Below are 22304 nucleotides of genomic sequence, written 5' to 3' on the forward strand. Positions count from 1 at the left end.
TATTGAAGGTAGGGAGTTAGCATGAACCGTTTAAAGCACTTTGAAAGTTTCTTTGATTCAAGGGACATCACCTTGCTCACAGACTCTGCAGAACTGGCTGCCCATGCGTTGGCCTGTCACATCCCTGTAAGTTTGATCAACGAACTGCGCAGCCTGCCCGCCAACAGCGTGTGCATTACCGTGAGCAGACAAGGCACCGAGTCGCTGTTCCAACTGTCGGCCCGCAGTGAATCCGGACGGGCCATTTATACCCAGGCCCACGCGTTCGACCCGGCCCTGGACAGCGTGATATATACCTTCGAACAAATGTGCAACAGCGACTATCGCCAGGCCATGGGCAAGCAGGAAGAACTCTTGGCACTACTGGACGATCACCAACGACTTTGCCTTGCTGGACCGAACTCTGCCGGACGGCTGATTATCAACGAGGGCATGGCACCGTACGCGATGATCGAAGAAGATATCCAGACCGCCAACGATAAATTCATCTTTCCGCTGGCTGAGTTACTGGAGGTCCATTACACCCACATGGACCCTGATGAACCGCGCTCTTTCACCCTGAATGGCGAGTTTCAAGTCGCAGGGATTTTAACGGCGCGGGGTTATCATGATCCGTCTATTCCCATGCGCTTGATCGAGTCGCTGGCGGCGCTTTCTGACCTTGTTGCCCGTCACGGCGCCAGCGTCATTATCAAGGATAGCCAGCTCAAGTCGTTCAGGATTGCCGGCCGCGACTACTGCATTTTATTGAACGAAGCCACCGGCCCACGCGGCTTACACCTGACCGAATGCGCATTCGGAGTCAATGCCAGCATTGCAGGCACCATCGATTACCGAATCAACTCGCAACTCAACGAAGGCATTGAAGGCATGCACATTGCGGTAGGCGACGGCCGTCACGGTTACCACATCGATCTGTTGATGCCGGACGTAGTGGCGGCGCCACTGCCGTGTTAAATCATTTAAGGATGCCTTGGTACAGCGCCTCCCCCACGGCTTGTGCCCGGTTTGAAACCCCTAGCTTGCAATAGATACTTTTAAAGTGATATTTCACCGTGGCTTCGGATATCTCACGAATAATTCCGATTTCCCAGGCAGTCTTCCCCGCCCTCGCCCACTTAAGAACTTCCAGTTCTTTGTCGGTGAGTGCTTTGACATGAAACTTCCGTCCTCTACCTGCCATGTGCAAGATCGGTACGAGGCTACTGAGCAAGTACTTGTCGTTGTCGTTAAGTGGGCGAGTCATCGCATTCAGTGAACAGACCGTGATCACACCCTGACTGCCCAAGGGTTCGTTGGAATACCCATACGAAGCACCGGGCATCAGGCGGTGATCCTCAATGACCTCTTTGAAGGCTGGGGTGGGAGGGTGTAAGGCATAAACCTCATCCCACTCCAAAAAACCTAACTGTTCGCGATAGCTGCGCATCACCGGATCATCAATGTTCAACCGTGCATGGCGATACAGATCGCGCCAGATGATATCCACGTTCGACGTGATACAGGTCAGCAGTACCGGACCCTTGAATTGATAAAACATTGCCCGCTCACTGCAGCACTGGGTGCGTAGCCACTCCAATGCATTCTCGATAGCTTTATCACCATTAAGCTCGGTAATGCCAGTGACCATCTGCTGAATAAGCTGATTTAAATCGGCATTGAGTACCTCGACAGATTCCATCTATACGCTCCCTTTACCCCGACATATGTCGCTCTAGTAAGTATCGACAACTAACCTATCGACCGACAAAGAGTTGCACAGTAAAAAGCTTTTAAAAATCGGAAAAACAATAAACAGGTCCTTCTTATCGAACAACAGGATTATTCTTACAAAGCAATAAAACATGACCTACAACGATCACCCTCCTCGACGAAGAGGGCGAAGCCTTCAGAAAGCATTCAGGTCAATGACCGCGAAACTGCCTGCATTGGGGTGACCCGGCAACTCGCCATCGCCCCGAACCAGGCCACAGGTCGCCATTCCCGCCTGCTGCGCGGCATCCAGCTCTTGGACGATGTCCGACAAAAACAGGATCTGCTCAGCCGGAAAACCCATCGCCGTAATGATCGTACGATAGGACTGAGGTTCACGTTTGGGTCCTGACGTGGTGTCGAAGTAACCACTGAACAACGGCGAAAGATCCCCGGCCTCGGAACAGCCGAAAATCAGCTGCTGGGCTTGAATCGAACCCGACGAGTAGACGTATAGCGCGTAACCTTCTTCGTGCCAGCGCTTGAGTGCTTCAACGGCATCCGGATAAACATGCCCCTTCAGTTGGCCCGCCTGATAGCCCTGTTCCCAGACCATCCCTTGCAGCGCTTTGAGCGGTGTGGCTTTGCGATCTTCTGCAATCCAGTCCATCAGGATTTCGATGACGCGTTCGACGTCTGCACGCAGTTCGGCACTGTCCGCACGCACAGCCTGCAGTTGTATCGCTACACTTGGCTCGGTGGCGTGCTGACGAACGAAGTTCGGCAAATGCTCCGTGGCGTAGGGAAACAGCACCTCAAACACGAAACTGACCGCGCTGGTGGTGCCTTCAATGTCCGTCAGGACAGCTTTGATGGGCATTTGAACTCCGTGTACTTCAGTCTTCGAGGCGTGGGAATTGGCTGGCGATTTGTTCGCCGGTGAAATTCGCTACCCACCCCTCAGGATTATTGAACAAGCGAATCGCGACGAAATGCGGATGTTCGCCCATGTCGAACCAATGCCGGGTCCCGGCGGGCACCGAGATCAGGTCATTTTTCTCGCACAATACGGCGTACACATAATCGTCGATGTGCAGCGTGAACAACCCTCGCCCGGCAACAAAGAAACGTACCTCGTCTTCGCCATGCTGATGCTCGTCGAGGAACTTGGCGCGCAATTGGGCTTTTTGAGGGTGGTCACGGTCAAGGCTTATCACGTCCACGGTGACGTAGCCACGCTCGGTCATCAACTTGTCGATCTGCACCTGATAGGCCGCAATGACCTCCTCTTGGGAGGCGCCAGGAGTAATGGGCACCGATGCTTGCCAGCGGTCAAAGCCGACGCCGTGTTCGGCCAGCGTCGAGGCGATGTCTTCCAGGTGGGTTAACACCTTGTTCGGCAAGTCGGGGGAAGAAACGTGATAAACGGACAGGCTGCTCATAGCGGCAACTCCTTGACGTTAAGTAGCGAGCGGGTCTTGAGCTCGCACTCAAACAAAAACTCAAAGGCTTCGATCTGGCGCAGAGCATCGCTCATTTGCGCGCCCCAGGTGTAGAGGCCATGACCACGAATCAAGTAGCCAGGGCATTGGGGGTTGGCGTCAAGCCAAGGCTGTACCTTCTGCGCCAAGCGGGCAATGTCTTGATCGTTGTCGAAAATGGGCACGGTCACTGCTGACTCGTGGCTGACCACTCCAGCGAATGCCTTCTGCAACTCATAGTTTTCAAACAGCAGATGATCGCCCGGCGTCAGGCGCGACAAGACAGTCGCGTTGACCGAGTGGGTGTGCAATACCGCACCGACGTCTGGCCGGCTGAGATAAAGCTGAGTGTGCAGCAGGGTTTCGGCGGACGGCTTTTTGCCGGGTTCAAGGCTGTTACCGGCCATGTCGGTGACCAACACATCTTCAGGCCCCAACTGACCTTTGTGCTTACCCGAGGCCGTCAGCAGCGCCGTGGTAGCCGACAACCGGGTCGAGTAATTGCTGCTGGTGGCCGGTGACCAACCGCGGCTGTACAGAAAGCGCCCGGCTTCGATGATTTGCTGAGCGAGTTGATTGCGGGTCATGCCCTGTCCTCTTTCATTCGTGTGGCAATCATGACGGCAGCCGCCAACGCGGCAAGGCTGGCGATACTGAACGTCCAGTTTGGGCCCAACGCGTTCCAGCTGTAACCGGAATACAATGCGCCCACGGCGCCGCCCATTCCCGACAATGCGGCATACAGAGCCTGACCCTGCCCTTGTTGCCGAGCCGCAAAACTGCGTTGTACAAAATGGATCGCGGCCGCGTGAAAACTGCCAAACGTTGCGGCGTGCAACACTTGAGCGAAAATCAGCACCGGCAAGTACTCAGCGAAACTACCCAGCAGCAACCAGCGTAGCGCTGCCAATAAAAAGCTCGCCAGGAGCACCTGCCGGACGGAAAAACGCCGCAGTATTCGGCTCATCGACATGAACATCAATACTTCGGCGACGACACCAAACGCCCACAGCAGGCCGATTACCCCGCGACTGTAGCCCAAGTGTTCAAGGTGCAGTGTCAAAAAAGTGTAGTACGGGCCATGGCTCAATTGCATCAGCGCCACACAGCCGTAGAACGCCAGAATGCCGGGTTGGGTCAACTGCTGGAGAAAGCCACCACCGGTTAACGGCGGCGTAGTCGACATCGGCTGCGCATTGGGCACCCACCAACTGCTGGCGACGATCCCAGCCATGACCAACAGCAGCGCCTGTGGATAAACATCAAGGCTGGACCACTCGAACAGTCGACCCAAGGCCACCACGGTCAGAATGAAGCCGATGGATCCCCATAGCCGAACCTGGCTGTATCGGGACGTTTGCCCGTGCAGATGCGCCAGGGTGATGACCTCGAACTGCGGCAGCACGGCGTGCCAGAAGAACGCCTGCAAGGCCATGACCATGGCCAGCCAGGCATAACTTTTGTCGAACAGAATCAGCGAAAAGGTCAGCAAGGTGCAGACTGCGCCAATTCGTACGATCCCCAGACGACGCCCGGTGTAATCGCCGAGCCAGCCCCAAATATTCGGCGCGATGCAGCGCATCAACATGGGAATGGCGACCAGTTCCCCAATACGCGCGCTGGAAAACCCCAGATGATCGAAATACAGCGCCAAAAATGGCGCTGTTGATCCAAGTAACGCGAAGTAGAACAAATAGAAACTGGACAGCCGCCAATAAGGTATCGGTCCCGGCGCTGGCCCTTCTGGAAGCACTGCCACCGCTAAAGCGCCGTAGCAGCGTCACCACTATCACGCATTACAACTGGCCCAGAACGGGTGTCGACACCTGCACGTCGGCGTTTTGGCCACGGTTACGCAGCAGGTGATCCATCAGGACGATGGCCATCATTGCTTCAGCAATCGGCGTGGCCCGGATACCCACGCATGGGTCATGGCGACCTTTGGTAATCACATCCTTCGCAGCGCCATTAACGTCAATGGAGCGCCCCGGCGTGGTAATGCTGGAAGTTGGCTTGAGTGCCAAATGGGCCACAATCGGTTGACCCGATGAGATCCCGCCCAAAATGCCGCCAGCATTGTTCGACAGGAAACCCTCTGGCGTCAGCTCGTCGCGATGTTCTGTGCCGCGCTGAGCGACGCTGGCAAACCCGGCGCCGATTTCTACGCCTTTAACTGCGTTGATGCTCATGAGCGCATGGGCCAGTTCGGCGTCCAGACGGTCGAAAATCGGTTCACCCAGGCCCGGCTTGACCCCCTCTGCCACCACGGTGATCTTCGCGCCCACCGAATCCTGATCCCGGCGTAGCTGGTCCATGTAGGCCTCCAGCTCTGGAACTTTGTCTGGATCAGGGCAGAAAAACGCGTTCTGCTCCACCGAATCCCAGGTTTTGAAAGCAATCTCGATGGGTCCCAACTGACTCATGTAGCCACGAATCTGAATGCCCTGGGTCGCCAGGTACTTTTTGGCAATTGCACCCGCTGCCACGCGCATGGCGGTTTCACGGGCGGAGCTGCGACCGCCACCGCGATAATCGCGCACGCCATATTTGTGGTGATAGGTGTAATCAGCGTGCGCCGGGCGAAACACGTCCTGGATCGCCGAATAGTCCTTGGACTTCTGATCGGTGTTACGAATCAACAGGCCGATAGGGGTACCCATGGTTTTGCCTTCGAAAACTCCTGAAAGAATTTCGACCTCATCCGCTTCCTGGCGCTGGGTGGTATGGCGACTGGTGCCGGGCTTGCGGCGATCAAGGTCGCGCTGCAGGTCTAGCGATGACAGTTCAAGCCCCGGCGGGCAGCCGTCTACGATTGCAACCAATGCTGGGCCATGGCTTTCACCGGCAGTGGTGACAGTGAACAGCTTGCCGTAGGTATTGCCGGACATGCAGGACGCTCCGCGAATATTCATCAAAATCACAAGTGCGCCAGTATACGCAGGCTGCCTGCGTAGTTCATCCTCCCAGGCTGTTCTGTTCATCACCGAACCTTATACGTACGGATGCGTCCAATCGGCACTTATACTGAACGTGGCCTTCCAGATGTTACGAGTCACCGCTGTAATCCGAGTTCTCACCTTGATCCTTCCGCTTTTCACTGGCCTCGCTCAAGCCATAACCCTCCCGGCCGTTGCGCCTACGGTTATATTGCAGCGTCCCATCAGCCTCGATACCGGCACCGGCGAATTGTTCGGCACGTTGGTGCTGCCCAAGTCAGACGTCCCGGTGCCTGTGGTCTTGATGATCTCCGGTTCCGGCCCGACTGATCGCGACGGCAATAATACCGATGGCGGGCGCAACGACAGCATGAAACGCTTGGCGAAAATCCTCGCCAAACACAACATTGCCAGCGTTCGCTACGACAAACGTGGCGTGGCGGCCAGTACGGCGGCGACGCCCGATGAGCGCAACCTCAGCATCGAAGCCTATGTGTCAGATGCCGAGGCCTGGGGTCAAAAGCTTAAAAGCGACTCACGTTTGGGGCCGTTGATCTTGATGGGCCACAGTGAAGGCGCATTGGTCGCATCCCTGGCCGCGCAAAAAGCCGGGGCGGCCGCGGTTATTTCCATTGCCGGTACAGGGCGCCCGGTGGACCAGGTGGTGCGCGAACAGCTGCAATACCGCTTGCCGCCAGCGCTACTTTTGCGCAGCGAGCACATTATCGAAGCGCTGAAAGCCGGACACACCGACGACAACGTGCCACCTGCGCTGGAGGTGGTGTTCCGCCCCAGCGTGCAGCCGTACCTGATTTCCCTGTTCCGCCAGAACCCGGCCCAAGCGTTCGGCAAGCTTCAGGTTCCGGCGCTGATCATTCAAGGCCGCCATGACATTCAAGTGGGCGTTGGGGATGCAGAACTGCTGCATGCCGCGAAGCCTGACGCTGACTTGGCACTCATCGACGGCATGAACCATGTCATGCGTATTGTTCCAAACGACATCAAGCGTCAGTTAGCTTCCTATAAAGATCCGCAGTTACCCCTCGCCAGCGAGTTGTCTACGCGCATCCTGCAATTCATCGGCACGCTACCTTCCGCTTGAAGGCGCCACCGGGCGAGCAATCAGCGTTACACCCTACAGTCCTGAAAGAAACGGCCGATAGCTGATAACTGGCACCAAGTTTGCTGCTGGGTGCCAGGCCACAGGATTGCCGACATGACCGAAACTCAAGCCGTACTCGATGTTGAAGCTGATACCAAAACCGAAACCGCCCAGGCTGAGCCGGTGTCGGCGCATTTGCCGTGGGAGGAGGTCCAGCCCGACCATTTCCAGATGCTTCGCCTGTCTCCACTTGCGATCCACCGGATCACCGGCGCACGGCCCTTGCGCTTCGTGCAGTTCGGACGGGTCGAACGTCATAGCAAAGAACTCAGCTTGCTGCGTCTGGACATTCAGTTGGCCGGACAGCGGGTGCGTAAAGAACAGAACCATCTGGACGTATGGGTTGACCACAGCACTCATCGAATCAGATTCAGTCCCGAAGCTGGCTTGCAGATCGAGCCATGGAACCGCGGCATAGGGCGTTTTTTAATCGCACACAGCATCGCTTGGGCACGCCACAAATGGTCCGATTACACCGTTGATGGCATCACGCTTGCCAACAAAGATGCACTGAACGATGACACGCGGTTGCGTCGCGATTATGTCCTCAAGACCCATGGTTTTGCAGTGTCGTATGCCGATGCCCAGCACATGAAAGGCACAGTGAAAGACGTTCGATTGGGCGAACTGCACAGTTCCTGGAACAACGATAAAATTCAGGTCATGGAAGTGCTTGATGCCGCCAACATGCTCGAACAGGCCGAAGGCAAACTACTCGAGCACGAAATCAAGCAGCGCAGGCAAGAAGAAACCGTCGCCCAGTTCAAGCGTGAAGACACCGGGTTGCGCTTCACCATCGCCTGCCTGGTCGCGTTTGCGGTGTTCCAGGCGGCGCTGTTGATTTGGATCGCTACGCATCGTTAAGGATTGGCGGCCGTCACTGCGGATGGCGGCCGCCTCTGTAGGAGCCAACGTGTTGGCGAGGTAGTTCGGACTTATCGCTGACCGCCTCGCCAACACGTTGGCTCCTACTGATTTCTAACCATCACACCCGCGCGGCGAACAACCCTTGGTGCTCGCGGCATTGCGCAGCCGTCAGCAGGAACACGCCGTGCCCGCCACGTTCAAACTCTAGCCAGGTAAAGTCGACTTCCGGATAAAGCGCCTCGACGTGGATCTGGCTGTTGCCAACTTCGACAATCAGCAGGCCTTTTTCCGTCAGATGCTCGCCCGCCTGGCTAAGCATTCGTCGAACCAGGTTCAAACCGTCATCACCGCACGCCAACGCCAGCTCTGGTTCGTGCTGATACTCATCGGGCATGTCAGCGAAGTCTTCGGCGTCAACGTACGGCGGATTGGACACGATCAGATCGAAACGCTGGCCAGGCAAACCGTCAAAGCCGTCACCCTGCACCGTGTAAACACGGTCATCGACGCCGTGGCGCTCGATATTCTGGTTGGCCACTTCCAATGCTTCGTAGGAAAGATCGGCCAACACCACCTCTGCCTCAGGAAATTCGAACGCGCAGGCAATGCCGATACAGCCCGAACCGGTACACAGATCAAGAATCCGCGCAGGCTCGGTCGCCAACCAGGGTTGGAAGCGTTTTTCAATCTGCTCGCCAATAGGTGAACGAGGGATCAGAACCCGATCGTCGACAATGAACGACAGACCGCAAAACAGCGCTTCGCCCAGCAGATAGGCGGTTGGAATGCGATCAACGATGCGACGCTTCAACAACCGTTGCAGATTGACCAATTCATCGTCTTCCAGGCGGCAGTCAAGGTAGCTGTCCGCGATTTCCCACGGCAGGTGCAATGCACCGAGCACCAATTGGCGGGCTTCGTCCCAGGCATTATCGGTGCCGTGCCCAAAAAACAGATCCTCCCCATGAAAGCGGCTGACAGCCCAACGGATGTGGTCGCGCAGGGTGCGCAGGCGGGAAGTGATCACAGGCAGACTCCTCAAAAAACGACCGGCGATTCTATCAGTCATGGGCCGAACAAACGATGCCTGCGGCGGGTGAATCAAAAAGCCAAGATGGCAGTGTTTATTTCATTCGGAAACCGGCTTTGCTTGGCAAAAAGCCATCTGTCATGGCCGGGCAAATGGTCCGTAAGCCAACAACCACGCTGCTTGCAGGTATAGCCATTCACATAACCGCTCAGCCAGAGGACAATGTCACAAAAGCCCCACCCGAAGGAGCCCCAGATGTCCGATCCAAAAACGATGCTTCAACTCAGTGGCCGTGGTTACGCGGCGGCCAATTTGAGCAATGCCACGCTGATTATCATTGACGCGCAAAAAGAATATTTGAGCGGTCCGCTGGCCTTGAGCGGCATGAAAGAAGCAGTGGCAAATATCTGCAAATTGGTGGAGGCAGCCCGCGCGGCCACTTGCCCGATTGTGCACATTCGCCACCTCGGTACAGTGGGCGGCTTGTTTGACCCACAAGGCGAACGCGGTGAACTGCTTCCTGAGCTGCTGCCGGAGGACGACGAACACCTCGTCGAAAAACGTCTGCCTAACGCCTTCAACGGTACCGGCCTGGATGACCTGCTGCAGAGGCTGGGGCATCTGGACCTGATCGTGTGTGGTTTCATGAGCCACTCGAGCATCAGCACCACGGTGCGCGCGGCCAAGGACTACGGCTACCGTTGCACGCTGGTAGAAGATGCCTGCGCTACCCGTAACTTGCCAAGCAAACAGGGAGTCATCAGCGCCGAAACGGTTCATCAGACCGAAATGGCGATCATGGCCGACAACTTCGCTACGCTCGCCTTGACCACCGACTTGATCTAGGCCGCTGCCGGCTGAACCAGAACCGCCCTCGCTGCTTCGGCGGTTTTTACGTACGTAACTTGGGTTTTACCCGTGAGGTAAAACAATTAAACCGTATAACCGCCCATCCAATAATCACTTGCATTTGCCTTTGAACCCCCTTTATCGGGAACCAGGCGGTCATATACTGGTCAGAGCGCCGATACTCTGAGAGGAAAATCGGAATGAAATCATCCGATGGATTCGATGCTCGTCGCTTGCGCCCAAAAGGCCCGAGCAACTGGCGAACACGCTTTGGCGCTGCAGTTGCCGCCGTAATGGCGACCTGCGGCGTACTGCTGATGTTAGCGGGTATCGCCAGCCTGATTGGGCACCCGCCCGCCCTGGGAGATCTCAACGCCAGCCCACTCGGCGCATCATTGGTCGTCGTGGCCGGGTTGTTCGTGTTGTACATCGGCGTGTGGTTATGGCGCAGCTGCCGTCGTCGCCTGCGGCGCGCCGGCTCGTTGAACATGTCCCCACATCTGATGAAAAAGCACGATTGAACCGTGGCGCCCCCCCTTGCGGGAGTCTCGCGGCATTTTCATGACGTTTTAGTTGCGCGGAGCACGGCGTGACTTGGGTAGACTAGCCCTCCTGCGCGGAGGCTTACATGCAAGACGACGACTTTTCCCTGTTCAAGAATGAGATCCGCGGCGTAAAGCCGATCAAGCACGACCACGCCGAGGTGGGCAAACCCAAGACTGACCGTAAACACTTGGCCAAATTACGCCAGGCAGCCACCGTGCGCACTGACGCGGTGACGGTCGATGGCTTGTCGGACCAATTCGTGATTGATGTTGGCCCTGAAGATGAGCTCAGTTGGTCCCGAGACGGGGTACAAGAAGGGCAAATGCGCAAACTGAAGCTTGGCCAGATCAGTTTCGAAGGCAGCCTGGACTTGCACGGTATGTCGGTGGAAGTCGCCCGGGAAACCCTATGGGAATTTCTGGCTGAAGCCACCAGGCTGGAAGTTCGCTGCGTGCGGGTGACCCACGGCAAATCAGTTCGAACAGATGGCAAAAGACCGCTGATCAAAAGCCACGTCAACACCTGGCTACGGCAGCACCCCCAAGTCCTGGGCTTTTGCTCCTGCCTGGCGAAACACGGCGGCGCGGGCGCGCTGTACGTGGTTCTCAAACGAACAATGATGGAAGGCCGCGACGAGTAACGCCTACGGTCACGGCCTCCACGGGTTGCTCAAACCGGTTTATCTAACGTCCAGGCCCGACTGACGATCAGTAACGGCGGTTATCCGCGTAACGGTGGTCATGCCAGTGGCCGTCGTGCCAAGGTCCGAAGAAACAGCCCGACATTGATGAAAACACTGCAACAACAATTGCAACTTTGATGAGTCGACTCATTTCATTCACTCTCTTCACGGCAGGTATTTGTTACCTGATAATTCAGACAGTGGAATGCGGACGATAGCGTGCCGACGACTGTAAAGGTTGGGTAAAGAACTGAATTGCATGCATTTAATGTAACGTCCATGGCGCATGCAGCGGGTTAGCAAGCCTGCGGGCGTACCCCTGCCTGCTCGCGTACGCTACTATGTCGCCCATTATCGAACCCACATGGAAACACAGCCCTGTGACACTGGAACAGAATTACACCGCGATTTTGGGTCAACTGGGCGAGGACATTTCTCGCGAAGGCCTGATCGACACGCCAAAGCGTGCAGCCAAGGCGATGCAGTACCTGTGTCGCGGCTACGAGCAAACACTGGAAGAAGTCACCAACGGTGCCCTCTTCAGCTCCGACGCCAGCGAAATGGTGCTGGTCAAGGACATCGAGCTGTATTCGTTGTGCGAACACCATTTGCTGCCTTTCATTGGCAAGGCCCACGTTGCGTACATTCCCAACGGCAAAGTGCTCGGCCTGTCGAAAGTTGCCCGTATCGTTGACATGTACGCTCGCCGATTGCAGATCCAGGAAAACCTCAGCCGTCAGATTGCCGAAGCTATCCAACAGGTCACGGGAGCGATGGGCGTGGCCGTGGTCATTGAGGCGCAGCATATGTGCATGATGATGCGTGGTGTAGAGAAGCAGAATTCGTCGATGATCACTTCGGTGATGCTTGGAGAGTTTCGCGAAAACGCCGCTACCCGCAGCGAGTTTCTTAGCTTGATCAAATGATCTGCAGTCCAGGCGCAAATCGGTTGCGCCTGAACGACGTCATGCCTGTGTTTATTTCTTATCGCGAGGCTTTACCGTGTTTATGAAGGCTTTAAGGGTTGGCTTGGGCCAGCTCGTGCTCCTGATCGATTTCATTACCCGTCCGAGCAAGAAAAAGCGGACACCTGAAGCGCAAGCGGCGGTTGATCAATCAGCCCAGGACCTGACCTTGTATCAGTTCCACGCTTGCCCGTTTTGCGTGAAAACCCGCCGTACCCTGCGTCGGCTGAACGTGCCCGTTGCGTTGCGTGATGCAAAAAACAACGAACTGGACCGCAGCACCCTGCTTAACGAAGGGGGCAAGATCAAAGTGCCGTGCCTGCGCATCGAAGAAAGCGGCCAGACGGTTTGGCTGTATGAATCCAAAGCGATTGTCGCGTACCTGCAACAGCGGTTTTCAGCGGTTTGATCGGTAGGATGCTGGAATACCCAGCTAATCCGGACAGCCCTCCTGCCGGCACGCTACATACGCTTTTAATTGCTCGACCCGCTGCAAGGTTAATGCGGCCATGCATTGCGCGTGCAGCAGCGGCCAGATCGAGCCTGAGTCTTCGGGCTTTCCGACTTGATACAAACAATCGGCATCCCGGAACGCGATCCATTTGATCTGGGCGTTCTTCAATGCCTGCTTGCGTGCCGGGGTTGTCAGGTAGGCCATTTGGGCCTGGTACTGCCGGTTCAGATCAGCATCAGCATTGGCTAAATCTCGGCCAGCGCAGGCGTTCATTGACGCCTGGTCAGCATCACAGTCGTCAGCCATCGCCGGTTGTAAGGTTGCCAACCCCATACCCAACGTCATAACCATCGCGAACACATAGCGCATGGTGAATACTCCTTTTTGCCGCAGCATCGTTAGTCCAGCATTCCGATATAACCTGGCTGCTGCGCCACATGGGCGAGCCATTGGCGAATGGCGGGGTATGTGTCGAGGTCGAAGCCGCCCTCATGGGCAACATGGGTGTACGCATACAGGGCGATGTCGGCGATGGTGAACGTTTCGCCCACCAGAAACGAAGTGCGAGTGAGCTGCTGCTCCATCACGGTCAACGCCCGGTAACCGGCTTTTTGCATGGTGCGGTATTCGTTCATGCGCGCCTCCGGCAGGCCCAGGTAGAACTGGATAAACCGAGCGACCGCAATATACGGCTCATGGCTGTATTGTTCGAAAAACTGCCACTGCAACACTTGGGTACGCAAACGAGGCTCGCCGGGCAGGTATTGGCTACCGTCGGCGAGAAAGTTGAGAATGGCATTGGATTCCCACAGATAAGTGCCGTCTTCGAGTTCCAACACTGGAATTTTGCCGTTGGGGTTCATGGCCAAAAACCCAGGCGTCTCGGTTTCTCCGCCCAGAATATCCACCGGGACCCATAGGTATTCGACCCCCAACAGGTTGAGCATCAATTTGATCTTGTAGCAATTGCCTGAGTTGTAGTCACCGTAGACCGTGTACATGCACTGCTCCCCGCTATGTTTTTTTCAAGTGACATCACGACACCAACTGCATGACTGCCGTTATTCGTAAGATTCAACCAGGCAGCGAGTATATCTCGCTCCGACCCTTTCAAGCGGCCCGACTGCGACAGCCCACCTGTCGTCGTATTTTTTTGACTGTACGGCTCATTGTGCTGGTCGCTGTATAGCAACATGCAGTAATCACTGGGCTTAGGCTTACTCACGACCAGACGTTGTTAAGGAAACCGTATGACCGATGTCACTTCCCCTACCCGCCTGCGGCCTTTCGCCGACAGTTCGCCTTCAGCGGTAGTCGCCGGATTCATTGCGATGATGACTGGCTGTACCAGTTCGTTGGTGCTGATGTTCCAGGCCGGGCAAGCAGCGGGGTTGAGCAGTGCACAGATATCGTCCTGGATCTGGGCGCTGTTCATTGGCATGGCGGTATGCAGCATCGGTTTGTCATTGCGTTATCGCACCCCGATCACCGTGGCGTGGTCGACCCCTGGCGCAGCGCTGCTGATTACCAGCCTCGGCGGCGTCTCGTACGGCGAAGCGATAGGCGCATTCATTACCTGTGCCGTGTTGGTGACCCTGTGTGGCGTTACAGGCAGCTTTGAACGCCTGGTCAAGCGAATACCGGCCTCGCTGGCCGCGGCATTGCTGGCAGGGATATTGTTCAAGATCGGCAGCGAAATCTTTGTCGCAGCGCAGCACCGTACGGGGTTGGTGCTGAGCATGTTCTTTTGCTACTTGCTGATCAAACGCGTATCGCCGCGCTATGCGGTACTCGCTGCCTTGATCGTCGGCACCGCTGTCTCGGGCCTGCTGGGGTTGCTGGATTTCAGCGGTTTTGCCCTGGAAGTAGCCACACCGGTCTGGACCACACCGTCGTTCTCGCTGGCAGCCACTATCAGCATTGGTATCCCACTGTTTGTGGTGGCGATGACCTCGCAAAACATGCCCGGAATTGCCGTGTTGCGCGCGGATGGCTACAAAGTGGCGGCCTCTCCCTTGATTACGACAACCGGTGTCGCCTCGTTGTTAATGGCACCGTTCGGCTCCCACGGCATTAACCTGGCGGCCATCAGCGCGGCCATTTGCACCGGACCCCACGCCCATGAAGACCGCGACAAGCGCTACACGGCGGCAGTGTGGTGCGGGATTTTTTACGGGATTGCCGGGGTATTTGGTGCGACCTTGGCTGCGTTGTTCGCGGCATTGCCCAAAGAATTGGTGCTGTCCATAGCCGCACTGGCGTTGTTCGGCTCGATCATCAATGGCTTGACCGTGGCCATGAACGAACCCAAGGAACGTGAAGCAGCACTGATCACCTTTATGGTCACCGCATCGGGCCTGACGCTGTTCTCCATAGGTTCGGCGTTCTGGGGGATCGTTGCCGGTGTGCTGACGTTACTGATACTGAACAGTCGCAAGGGCTGATGATCGGCGGTGCATCAGGTACACCGCGTCATGGCATCCGCGAACAAGTACGCTCCCACCGGCATGGGGAACAACCCATGATCAGCGCCATGCGGAGATCCGGTGGGAGGGAACTTGTTCACGAAGAAGCGTGCCGACCTTATCGCAGCCTTCGGCAGTTCCTACAGCGACTGTGTTTGCTGCGCGACAGCGCGGCGTCGAAGACGTGGGGGAACCTCCTACAGCTACAGCCTGAAGTGCCCGACCATGCCTTTTAGTTCTGTGCCCAGCTGCGCCAGTTCGATGCTGGAAGCGGCGTTGCCCTGCATGGCCATGGCCGACTGATCGGCGCTGGCGCGGATGCTGGTGACGCTGCGGTTGATCTCTTCGGCCACCGAGCTTTGCTGTTCGGCAGCAGCGGCGATCTGCTGATTCATCTGCTGAATCATCGACACGGCTGCAGCGATGCTGCCCAGCGCACTTTCGGTCTGCAGTGCATCACTGACCGCCATCTTGACCAACTCGCCGCTGCTTTGAATCTGCGCAACAGACGCCTGAGCACCGCTTTGCAGGCTGACCACCAGCCGTTCGATTTCTTCAGTCGATTGTTGAGTCCGTTTGGCCAAGGCCCTCACTTCATCGGCAACCACCGCAAAGCCACGTCCCTGCTCGCCGGCCCGGGCCGCTTCGATGGCTGCGTTGAGCGCCAGCAAGTTGGTTTGCTCAGCGACGCTTTTGATCACCCCAAGCACTTTGCCAATGTTCTGGATCTCAGCACTGAGGTTCTCGATGCTATGGCTGGCGGAGCTGGCAGAGGTGGCAAGCGCCTCAATCCGCAGCATGCTTTGGCGGACAACCTGCTGACCGCTCTCGACTTTGTTGTCGGCGGTTTGCGCCGCCAGCGCAGCTTCTTCTGCGTTGCGCGCCACATCGTGCACGGTCGCGGTCATTTGATTCATGGCCGTGGCCACGTGCTCGGTCTCGTCGCGCTGGCTATGGACCTCCAGATTGGTCTGCTCAGTCACCGCCGACAGGGAATTCGCGGACGTTGCCAACTGCTCGATACCAGCCTGTAGACCGCTGACAATGCCACTCAAACTCGTGCCCATCTGCTGCATGGCCAACATCAACTGGCCGATTTCATCACGACGTTTCACTTCCAACTTAGCGCTCAAGTCGCCCGAAGCGATCTGCTGTGCAGCGCGGATCACGCTGCGTAGCGGCGACACGATCAAACGCGTAATAACCCAGGCAGCAATCAGGCCGACCAATAACGCCAGCACCGATGAACCAATGATCTGCATCGAATTGGTTTTAAGTTGCGTCTGCATCGCCTCATCTTGAGCCGCGTACGCCTCATTCACGCGCTGCACCACTTGCTTGGCGTTGTCTGCGAGTTGCACATTGACTTGGGCTTCGTTGGCGAGCAACCCGGTGTATTCGTTCAGTTTGTCAGTGAAGTTCGTAATATGGGTGCCGCATTCCGCCAGAACGGTCAGGTAGCCCGAATCCTTGATAGACCCTTTCAACTGCTCGGCCAGCACGGACGCCTGATCGGCCTGTTCGATCTTGCCTTCTTTAGGCGCCTCGCCCGAGCCTTGTTTACGGCTTTGATCCAGACGCATCCGCGCCTCGCTCATGGCTTCCAGCATTAGTCGCGAAACCTGGCTGACCTGGTTTGCCTGGTCGAGAAATTCAGAGCCTTCCTTGCCTTCGGATTTTTTCAGCGCATAAGCGCCGTCATCGGCCAATCCGCTTTGCAACACGTCAAGGTTGTTGGCCACACTGGACACAGACCAACTGGCCATTTCCAGTGCCAGGTCTTTGCTTTGGCTGATGCTGACGAACTGGTCAAAGGATTTGCGGTACGCCGTGAGCGCGGTCTGTACCTGACCCATCATCGTTTGGTTGGCCGCTGACTGACCCTTTAGCTGCTCGGCCAGGGCTTGCAGGGCATCAACCCCGGCGTGCAAGCTTTCCACTACCTTCGGGTCACCGTGCAGGCCGTAGTCTTGTTCTTGCAGTCGTACTTTGAGCAGGCCGCTGTTAAGCGCCGACATTTGCTTGAGTCCGTCAAAACGAACGCTGATGGTCTGCAGTGACCAGACCCCAATGGCCGCGACTAACGCGGTCAGCAACAGAACCAGGGTAAAACCAATGCCCAGTTTCTTCGCCATACCGAGATTGGCAAAACGTCCTTGCACGGCCGAAATCATAGCGCTCAATCCCCGTTCGAATGTCTAAGGTGCTCAGGCTATTGATCAAGCCATCATGTGCTTGTGCAGATTCTCAACGGGACCGTGCCAGCACAAGCCTCTGGCGCCGGAATAATGGCCAAAAGCTAGATGATCGTCGTTTTTAGAATGTTATAGGTCGGCTATGCATTGAACTTTTTCGGGTAACGCTTCAGCGGCACGCTGGCGCTACCCACAAGGTTCCTGCGTCGGCGTCCAACGTAGCATATGTCCCCAGTGGCACCGCGATATTTGGATCACCGTGGCCGATGGACAATCCGCCCAACACAGGAACGCCAAGGTCGCCCAATCGCTCGTTCAGAACCTCCGCCAGGCTAACTTTCCCGGACACGCCAACGGGCTCACTGAATTGCCCCACCGCAACGCCCGCGACTCTTTGCAGAATGCCGCAATTGCGTAAATGAGTGAGCATTCGATCCACCCGGTAAGCCGATTCGCCGACGTCCTCGATCAACAGGATTGCACCGTCAAGGTCAGGCATGAATGGCGTGCCGATTGAGGTACTGAGCAGGCTCAGGTTTCCACCCAGCAGCACACCATTGACGATGCCCTTACTGTGCACGCTGGCCGTGGCTTCTTTCAAATCGGCCTTGATTAGCATCGGCTCGGTGGTCATCAGCGTGTGTCTGACGCTGCTGTTGGTCAGGCCACCGCGTTCGAGTTGCGCACCTACCGGACCATGGATTGTCGCCAGTCGCACATTACGCCACAGTGCAGCGTGCAGCGCTGTGATGTCGGAAAAACCCAGGACCAGCTTCGGGTCGCGCTGCACGGCAGCAAAGTCCAAATGCTCGATAATACGCTGCACGCCATACCCGCCACGGTTGCAGATCACCGCCCGAATGTCAGGATCGGCCAAGGCGTCGTTCAAATCGGACGCGCGCTGTTCATCGCTGCCCGCGTAAAAGGAATAGTTATCCAGCGCATGGGGGTAGACCCTCGGCTGCAGACCCCAACTGGCGAGCACCTTGACTGCCGCTTCCACTCGCGCCTGGGGCACAGGGCCGGCGGGCGAAACCAACGCGACCGCATCCCCGACCTGCAGTCGTCTGGGGTGAAGTGTCGGTTGCTCACCGCGCTTTCGACTGTGATGAAAATCCATGTCTCTCAATGCCCCTCAGGTTTCGATGAGGCAGTTAAACACAAAATCGCCCGGCTGTTCCCGGCCAAGCCACGGACGGCATGAACTGATGACCGTTGTTGAGGTATGCTCAACCGGCGCTCGGTTGCTTAAGTAGCGCCCCCATTTATTCGTCAATAAAGAACGTTCATGAATATTAAAATCCCGGCTTCTATCATCGCGCTCGATCAGATTCTGCCTCAAGAACCGTTGTTGATGATGGGCGCGGGGCCTGTGCCACTGCCGCACAAAGTCGCGTACGCCAACTCGATCGTGATCAATCACTTGGGCGACGTCATGAACCAGGTCATCGACCAGGTGAAGGACATGGGGGCGTACGTCTTCCAGACCGCCTCCAAGCACGTCCTGGGTGTGGCGGGACCCGGTTCGGCGGCGATGGAGATGGCGATTTGTAACCTGGTGACACCGGGCAGCAAAGTGCTGTCCATCAGCAATGGGTATTTCAGCCGACGCATGGCCGAAATGGCCACGCGGGTTGGCGGCGTGGTGACCGTTCTGGAAGTACCGGATAACCAGGCAGCCGACCCTGAGCTGGTCGAACAGTATTTGAAACAGGGCGACTTCCGCACACTGACTATCGTCCAGGGCGAAACGTCGAACACCGTTTATAACCGCGAACTGGAAACCATTTCCCGGTTGGCGCACTCCTACGACTGCGCGGTGATCGTCGATGCGGTCTGTACCTTGAGCACCATGGCGTTCGACATGGATGAGTGGCAGGTCGACGCGGTGATTACTGGCGGACAGAAAGGCTTGTCCTCGATCCCCGGGGTTTCGCTGCTGGCATTTTCCGACTACGCGTGGGAACGCATTGAGGCCCGGAAACAGCCCATCGCCCACTGGTGCCTGGACGCCGTGCTGGCTGATAAATTCTGGAACAAGCGCTCGTACCACTACACCGCACCGGTTTCCGGCATTCTGGCGTTACATGAAGCGCTGCACCTGGTGTGCGAAGAAACCCTCCCGCGGCGCTTCCGTCGCCATGAACTTTGCTCCAAAGCGCTGCAAGCGGGGATGCAGGCCATGGGCCTGGAATTGTTGGTACCGGAAGAGGTGCGCCTCAACTCGGTGATCGGGATCAAGGTTCCGAACGGCGTATCGGCCGATGTGGTTCGGGACCATATGACCTCCGTGCATCGGGTCGAAATCTCTGGGTCGTTTGGCTTGAACATCGTGCGCATCGGCCAAATGGGCGAGCAAAGCCGGGTGCATAACCTGTTCCGCACCTTGCATGCCCTGGGCTCAAGCATGCGGCATGCGGGCGCATCGCTGGACCTGCCCACCGGCATCTCCGAGCTGGAACGCTATTTGTCTCGGGACAGTTTGACCGCAGCCGCGGCCAACTGACGGCACCCCTCTGTAGGTTTTGGTATGCAGCGCAAATCCTTGGGAAGTAGGCAATCAGACCGGGGGCTGCGTTCGGTTCACGCTTTTGCGCAGCCAGTTCAGGAAGCCGCCCGGTTCGATTTCAACCGGTTTGTGCAGCAGCAACATTGAAGCCCTGGCCTGAGCCCGGAAACGCGACAAACCGACCAATGCGCCACGTAGCTCTGGATGCTCGTCCAGCCAGGGCTCAAGGTCTTTGGCATCCATGAGGTAAACCAGGCAATCGGTTCGGGCGGTGAAACGCACCGCCGACGCCGACTGGTCGATAATCCCGCTTTCCCCCAGCACTTCCCCAGGTCCCATACGGCCCAGCTCGCACAAGCCATCCGCGCGCTCGATGTCCACCGACACTACACCGGACTCAATGATCAGCAGCGACTCGGGCACCACGCCCTGAGGCAAAATGACCGCGCCAGCCGGGAAAGAACTCAAGCGCATATGCCGTTCAAGCTCCAAACAGTCTTCATTGCTGAGCCCGCGTAACGCGCTGACGCTGTTGAGTGCCGCCAGCGCGCGGGTAGCCGGCTGCAGTTGCGTTCGGTTTTGACGAATGGTTTCCGAAGCGTTCAATTGACGGTAAATCAGGTCGTACAGCTGGTTACTCACCGCACCACGGCGATCCCGGGATTTGACGTAGCCGGTCACTTCGTATTGCACGCTGCGTAAACCGGATCTTTTGACCACGGCGCTACCTTTGGGCTTGGCCAGTAGTTCGCGGCAGCCCTGTATGGCTTTGTCCAGGGAATCCAGCACCAGATTCGGGCGCAAGCGAACCGGTAGTTCGATGGTCAGTACCACGGAATGAAAATGGTCTGGGCGGCTGAGGTTGATGATGCGGGTTTTGGCCGCCATGGCGTTGGGGATGACTACCGTACTGCCGTCGGAGGTGAGCAAGTAGGTCGAGCGCCAATCGATTTCGATGACTTTGCCTTCGATGTCATCGACGCTGATCACGTCGTCAACCCGAAAGGGTTTGGTGGCGTTGAGCACAATCCCGGAAAACACGTCGCCCAACGTGCTCTGAACGGCAAGGCCGAGAATGATCGCCACTGCCCCGGAGGTAGCCAGTAGGCCCTTGACTGGGAGGTCGAGGATGTACGCCGCCGCTGCAACGATTGCGACCAGAAAAATAATCGCGCCCATCAAATCCTGAAGTAAGTGCCCTTTGCCGCCGATGCGCGGTTCCAGCACCACTACCGCCAACGCAGTCAGTGCTCGCGCCCCAAACAGCCACCATATGATGGCCAGCAGCGTGGCCAGCGTATGCCGCGCCGGGCCTAAACCGTCGGGTACCGGAAACAGAGGGCTTAATCCGCCGTTCAACAACGCCATGCTAAACAGGACAAACAGCACCAGACGCGCCACCATTTTGCGGCGCATGTACCTGGGGTCGACCCATTGCCAAAAGACCAGGTCGATAATCAGAAACAGCGAAGCGCTCGCCAGCGGATAAGCGAACCACAGGGAATCCATCGAAACACTCCAGACACATCGGCAGCCGTGAGCAGCGAGCTTAGCCGATGAGCCTCTGTAGCAGCCAACTTCTTGGCGAGGCGGCGTATTTAGCACGCCGCGTTGGCTTCTCGCCAACAAGTTGGCCTTACAGAACCGGGTATCAGAACGCCGTAACACCGCCGTCTACGGCCATAGCAATACCTGTAGTGAAGCTGGCGCCATCGCTGCACAAATAAAGCACTGCGCTGGCGATTTCGTTGACCGTGCCGACACGGCCGACCGGGTGCATGACCGCAACGAACTCGGCTTTCCTGGGGTCGGCTTCGTATGCGCGGCGGTACATGTCGGTGTCGATCACCGCTGGGCAAACGGCATTTACGCGGATCTTCTTTTTCGCAAATTCAATCGCCGCCGACTTGGTCAGGCCGATGACCGCGTGCTTCGATGCACTGTAGATGCTCATCTTCGGCGCAGCTCCCAAACCGGCCACCGAAGCAGTATTGACGATAGCGCCGCCGCCCTGGGCCAACATCAGCGGCAACTGGTATTTCATGCACAACCAGACCCCTTTGACGTTAACTCCCATGATTGCGTCAAATTCGGCTTCGCTGCCTTCGGGCAAGCGACCTTTTTCGATCTCGATACCAGCGTTGTTAAACGCATAATCCAGACGACCGTAAGCATTCACCGCCTGCTCCATCAGGTTTTGCACATCAGCTTCCAGGGTAACGTTGCAACGTACAAACAGCGCATCGCCGCCCGCAGCACGGATCAGTTCTACAGTGGCTTCGGCGCCCTCGGCATCGAGGTCCGCCACCACCACTTTCAAGCCCTCGGCGGCAAAGGCCAACGCGGTAGCGCGACCAATGCCAGCGGCTGCGCCCGTCACCAAAGCCACTTGTCCGGAAAAAGTCATGCTCATGTAATGGTCCTCTGACGATGGGTGATGCAGCAGTTTAGCCAGCGGCCGTTGGGGCGCG

The 22304-nt window shown here is 57.0% G+C and carries 23 protein-coding genes; 10 read left to right on the forward strand and 13 right to left on the reverse strand.

The genetic code is table 11. From position 1 onward, the window contains the following. The first annotated feature begins 21 nt into the window (after nucleotides 1-21). Nucleotides 22-957: a hypothetical protein gene (locus JWR17_RS10945; RefSeq protein WP_299831059.1), complete on the forward strand. Its 936-nt coding sequence runs from the start codon at nucleotides 22-24 to the stop codon at nucleotides 955-957. Between the two features lies 1 nt (nucleotide 958). Here JWR17_RS10945 and JWR17_RS10950 read toward each other — a convergent pair whose 3' ends face one another. The 6 genes from JWR17_RS10950 to aroC all read right to left on the reverse strand — a co-directional run bounded on the left by JWR17_RS10950 (nucleotide 959) and on the right by aroC (nucleotide 6061). Next, complete coding sequence (locus tag JWR17_RS10950; RefSeq protein ID WP_299831061.1) at nucleotides 959-1681, reverse strand: LuxR family transcriptional regulator; 723 nt, start codon at nucleotides 1679-1681, stop codon at nucleotides 959-961. Between the two features lie 207 nt (nucleotides 1682-1888). Beyond that, nucleotides 1889-2572 (reverse strand): acireductone synthase, encoded by a 684-nt coding sequence (gene mtnC, locus JWR17_RS10955; protein WP_299831063.1) that lies wholly within the window; start codon nucleotides 2570-2572, stop codon nucleotides 1889-1891. 16 nt (nucleotides 2573-2588) lie between these two features. After that, nucleotides 2589-3134 (reverse strand): acireductone dioxygenase, encoded by a 546-nt coding sequence (locus tag JWR17_RS10960; protein WP_299831065.1) that lies wholly within the window; start codon nucleotides 3132-3134, stop codon nucleotides 2589-2591. After that, a complete protein-coding gene (locus tag JWR17_RS10965) occupies nucleotides 3131-3760 on the reverse strand; it encodes a methylthioribulose 1-phosphate dehydratase (protein ID WP_299831067.1) in 630 nt (209 codons plus the stop codon). Before JWR17_RS10965 ends, JWR17_RS10960 begins: the two co-directional genes overlap by 4 nt. Next, nucleotides 3757-4896, reverse strand: coding sequence for an MFS transporter (locus tag JWR17_RS10970; protein WP_299831267.1), 1140 nt, complete (start codon nucleotides 4894-4896; stop codon nucleotides 3757-3759). The genes JWR17_RS10965 and JWR17_RS10970 overlap by 4 nt, the downstream gene beginning before the upstream one ends. 73 nt (nucleotides 4897-4969) lie before the next feature. Continuing rightward, nucleotides 4970-6061 (reverse strand): chorismate synthase, encoded by a 1092-nt coding sequence (aroC, locus tag JWR17_RS10975; protein WP_299831070.1) that lies wholly within the window; start codon nucleotides 6059-6061, stop codon nucleotides 4970-4972. A 154-nt stretch (nucleotides 6062-6215) separates the two neighbouring features. Between aroC and JWR17_RS10980 the strand changes: the two genes are divergently transcribed. Continuing rightward, nucleotides 6216-7211, forward strand: coding sequence for an alpha/beta hydrolase (locus tag JWR17_RS10980; RefSeq protein WP_299831072.1), 996 nt, complete (start codon nucleotides 6216-6218; stop codon nucleotides 7209-7211). Nucleotides 7212-7325: 114 nt separating this feature from the next. Continuing rightward, nucleotides 7326-8135, forward strand: coding sequence for a hypothetical protein (locus tag JWR17_RS10985; protein ID WP_299831074.1), 810 nt, complete (start codon nucleotides 7326-7328; stop codon nucleotides 8133-8135). 121 nt (nucleotides 8136-8256) lie between these two features. Here the strand turns inward: JWR17_RS10985 and prmB are convergent, their stop codons facing one another. Further along, a complete protein-coding gene (prmB, locus tag JWR17_RS10990) occupies nucleotides 8257-9165 on the reverse strand; it encodes a 50S ribosomal protein L3 N(5)-glutamine methyltransferase (protein ID WP_299831076.1) in 909 nt (302 codons plus the stop codon). A gap of 258 nt (nucleotides 9166-9423) precedes the next feature. On the opposite strand from prmB, the gene JWR17_RS10995 reads away from it, so the two are divergent. The 5 genes from JWR17_RS10995 to JWR17_RS11015 all read left to right on the forward strand — a co-directional run bounded on the left by JWR17_RS10995 (nucleotide 9424) and on the right by JWR17_RS11015 (nucleotide 12619). Next, nucleotides 9424-10014: a cysteine hydrolase family protein gene (locus JWR17_RS10995; protein ID WP_299831103.1), complete on the forward strand. Its 591-nt coding sequence runs from the start codon at nucleotides 9424-9426 to the stop codon at nucleotides 10012-10014. 203 nt (nucleotides 10015-10217) lie between these two features. After that, nucleotides 10218-10538: a hypothetical protein gene (locus tag JWR17_RS11000; protein ID WP_299831105.1), complete on the forward strand. Its 321-nt coding sequence runs from the start codon at nucleotides 10218-10220 to the stop codon at nucleotides 10536-10538. A 107-nt stretch (nucleotides 10539-10645) separates the two neighbouring features. Beyond that, nucleotides 10646-11203 carry a Smr/MutS family protein gene (locus JWR17_RS11005; RefSeq protein ID WP_299831107.1) on the forward strand — a complete coding sequence of 186 codons (558 nt, stop codon included), beginning with the start codon at nucleotides 10646-10648 and terminating at the stop codon, nucleotides 11201-11203. 422 nt (nucleotides 11204-11625) lie between these two features. Further along, entirely contained in the window at nucleotides 11626-12171 is a 546-nt protein-coding gene (folE, locus tag JWR17_RS11010) for a GTP cyclohydrolase I FolE (protein ID WP_299831109.1), read from the forward strand. Between the two features lie 76 nt (nucleotides 12172-12247). Further along, nucleotides 12248-12619, forward strand: a complete 372-nt coding sequence (locus tag JWR17_RS11015; protein ID WP_299831111.1) for a glutathione S-transferase N-terminal domain-containing protein — start codon at nucleotides 12248-12250, stop codon at nucleotides 12617-12619. Nucleotides 12620-12643: 24 nt separating this feature from the next. Here JWR17_RS11015 and JWR17_RS11020 read toward each other — a convergent pair whose 3' ends face one another. Further along, on the reverse strand, nucleotides 12644-13033 hold the full coding sequence (locus tag JWR17_RS11020; protein ID WP_299831113.1) for a lysozyme inhibitor LprI family protein: 390 nt from the start codon (nucleotides 13031-13033) through the stop codon (nucleotides 12644-12646). A gap of 29 nt (nucleotides 13034-13062) precedes the next feature. Further along, nucleotides 13063-13665 (reverse strand): glutathione S-transferase family protein, encoded by a 603-nt coding sequence (locus JWR17_RS11025; protein ID WP_299831115.1) that lies wholly within the window; start codon nucleotides 13663-13665, stop codon nucleotides 13063-13065. Between the two features lie 249 nt (nucleotides 13666-13914). Here JWR17_RS11025 and JWR17_RS11030 point away from each other — a divergent pair, with 249 nt between their 5' ends. Next, nucleotides 13915-15108, forward strand: a complete 1194-nt coding sequence (locus JWR17_RS11030; protein ID WP_299831118.1) for a benzoate/H(+) symporter BenE family transporter — start codon at nucleotides 13915-13917, stop codon at nucleotides 15106-15108. A gap of 224 nt (nucleotides 15109-15332) precedes the next feature. Here JWR17_RS11030 and JWR17_RS11035 read toward each other — a convergent pair whose 3' ends face one another. Both JWR17_RS11035 and JWR17_RS11040 read right to left on the reverse strand, forming a co-directional pair. Then, nucleotides 15333-17303, reverse strand: a complete 1971-nt coding sequence (locus JWR17_RS11035) for a methyl-accepting chemotaxis protein (RefSeq protein WP_299831120.1) — start codon at nucleotides 17301-17303, stop codon at nucleotides 15333-15335. A 190-nt stretch (nucleotides 17304-17493) separates the two neighbouring features. Beyond that, nucleotides 17494-18444, reverse strand: a complete 951-nt coding sequence (locus JWR17_RS11040; protein ID WP_299831122.1) for an LD-carboxypeptidase — start codon at nucleotides 18442-18444, stop codon at nucleotides 17494-17496. A gap of 168 nt (nucleotides 18445-18612) precedes the next feature. Between JWR17_RS11040 and JWR17_RS11045 the strand changes: the two genes are divergently transcribed. Beyond that, nucleotides 18613-19830: an alanine--glyoxylate aminotransferase family protein gene (locus JWR17_RS11045; protein ID WP_299831124.1), complete on the forward strand. Its 1218-nt coding sequence runs from the start codon at nucleotides 18613-18615 to the stop codon at nucleotides 19828-19830. 54 nt (nucleotides 19831-19884) lie between these two features. Here JWR17_RS11045 and JWR17_RS11050 read toward each other — a convergent pair whose 3' ends face one another. Both JWR17_RS11050 and JWR17_RS11055 read right to left on the reverse strand, forming a co-directional pair. Then, nucleotides 19885-21342: a mechanosensitive ion channel domain-containing protein gene (locus tag JWR17_RS11050; RefSeq protein WP_299831125.1), complete on the reverse strand. Its 1458-nt coding sequence runs from the start codon at nucleotides 21340-21342 to the stop codon at nucleotides 19885-19887. 142 nt (nucleotides 21343-21484) lie between these two features. After that, entirely contained in the window at nucleotides 21485-22246 is a 762-nt protein-coding gene (locus tag JWR17_RS11055) for an SDR family oxidoreductase (RefSeq protein ID WP_299831127.1), read from the reverse strand. Nucleotides 22247-22304: the final 58 nt, after the last annotated feature.

Origin of the sequence: Pseudomonas sp. (assembly GCF_028293835.1) — a bacterium.
Classification (GTDB): domain Bacteria; phylum Pseudomonadota; class Gammaproteobacteria; order Pseudomonadales; family Pseudomonadaceae; genus Aquipseudomonas.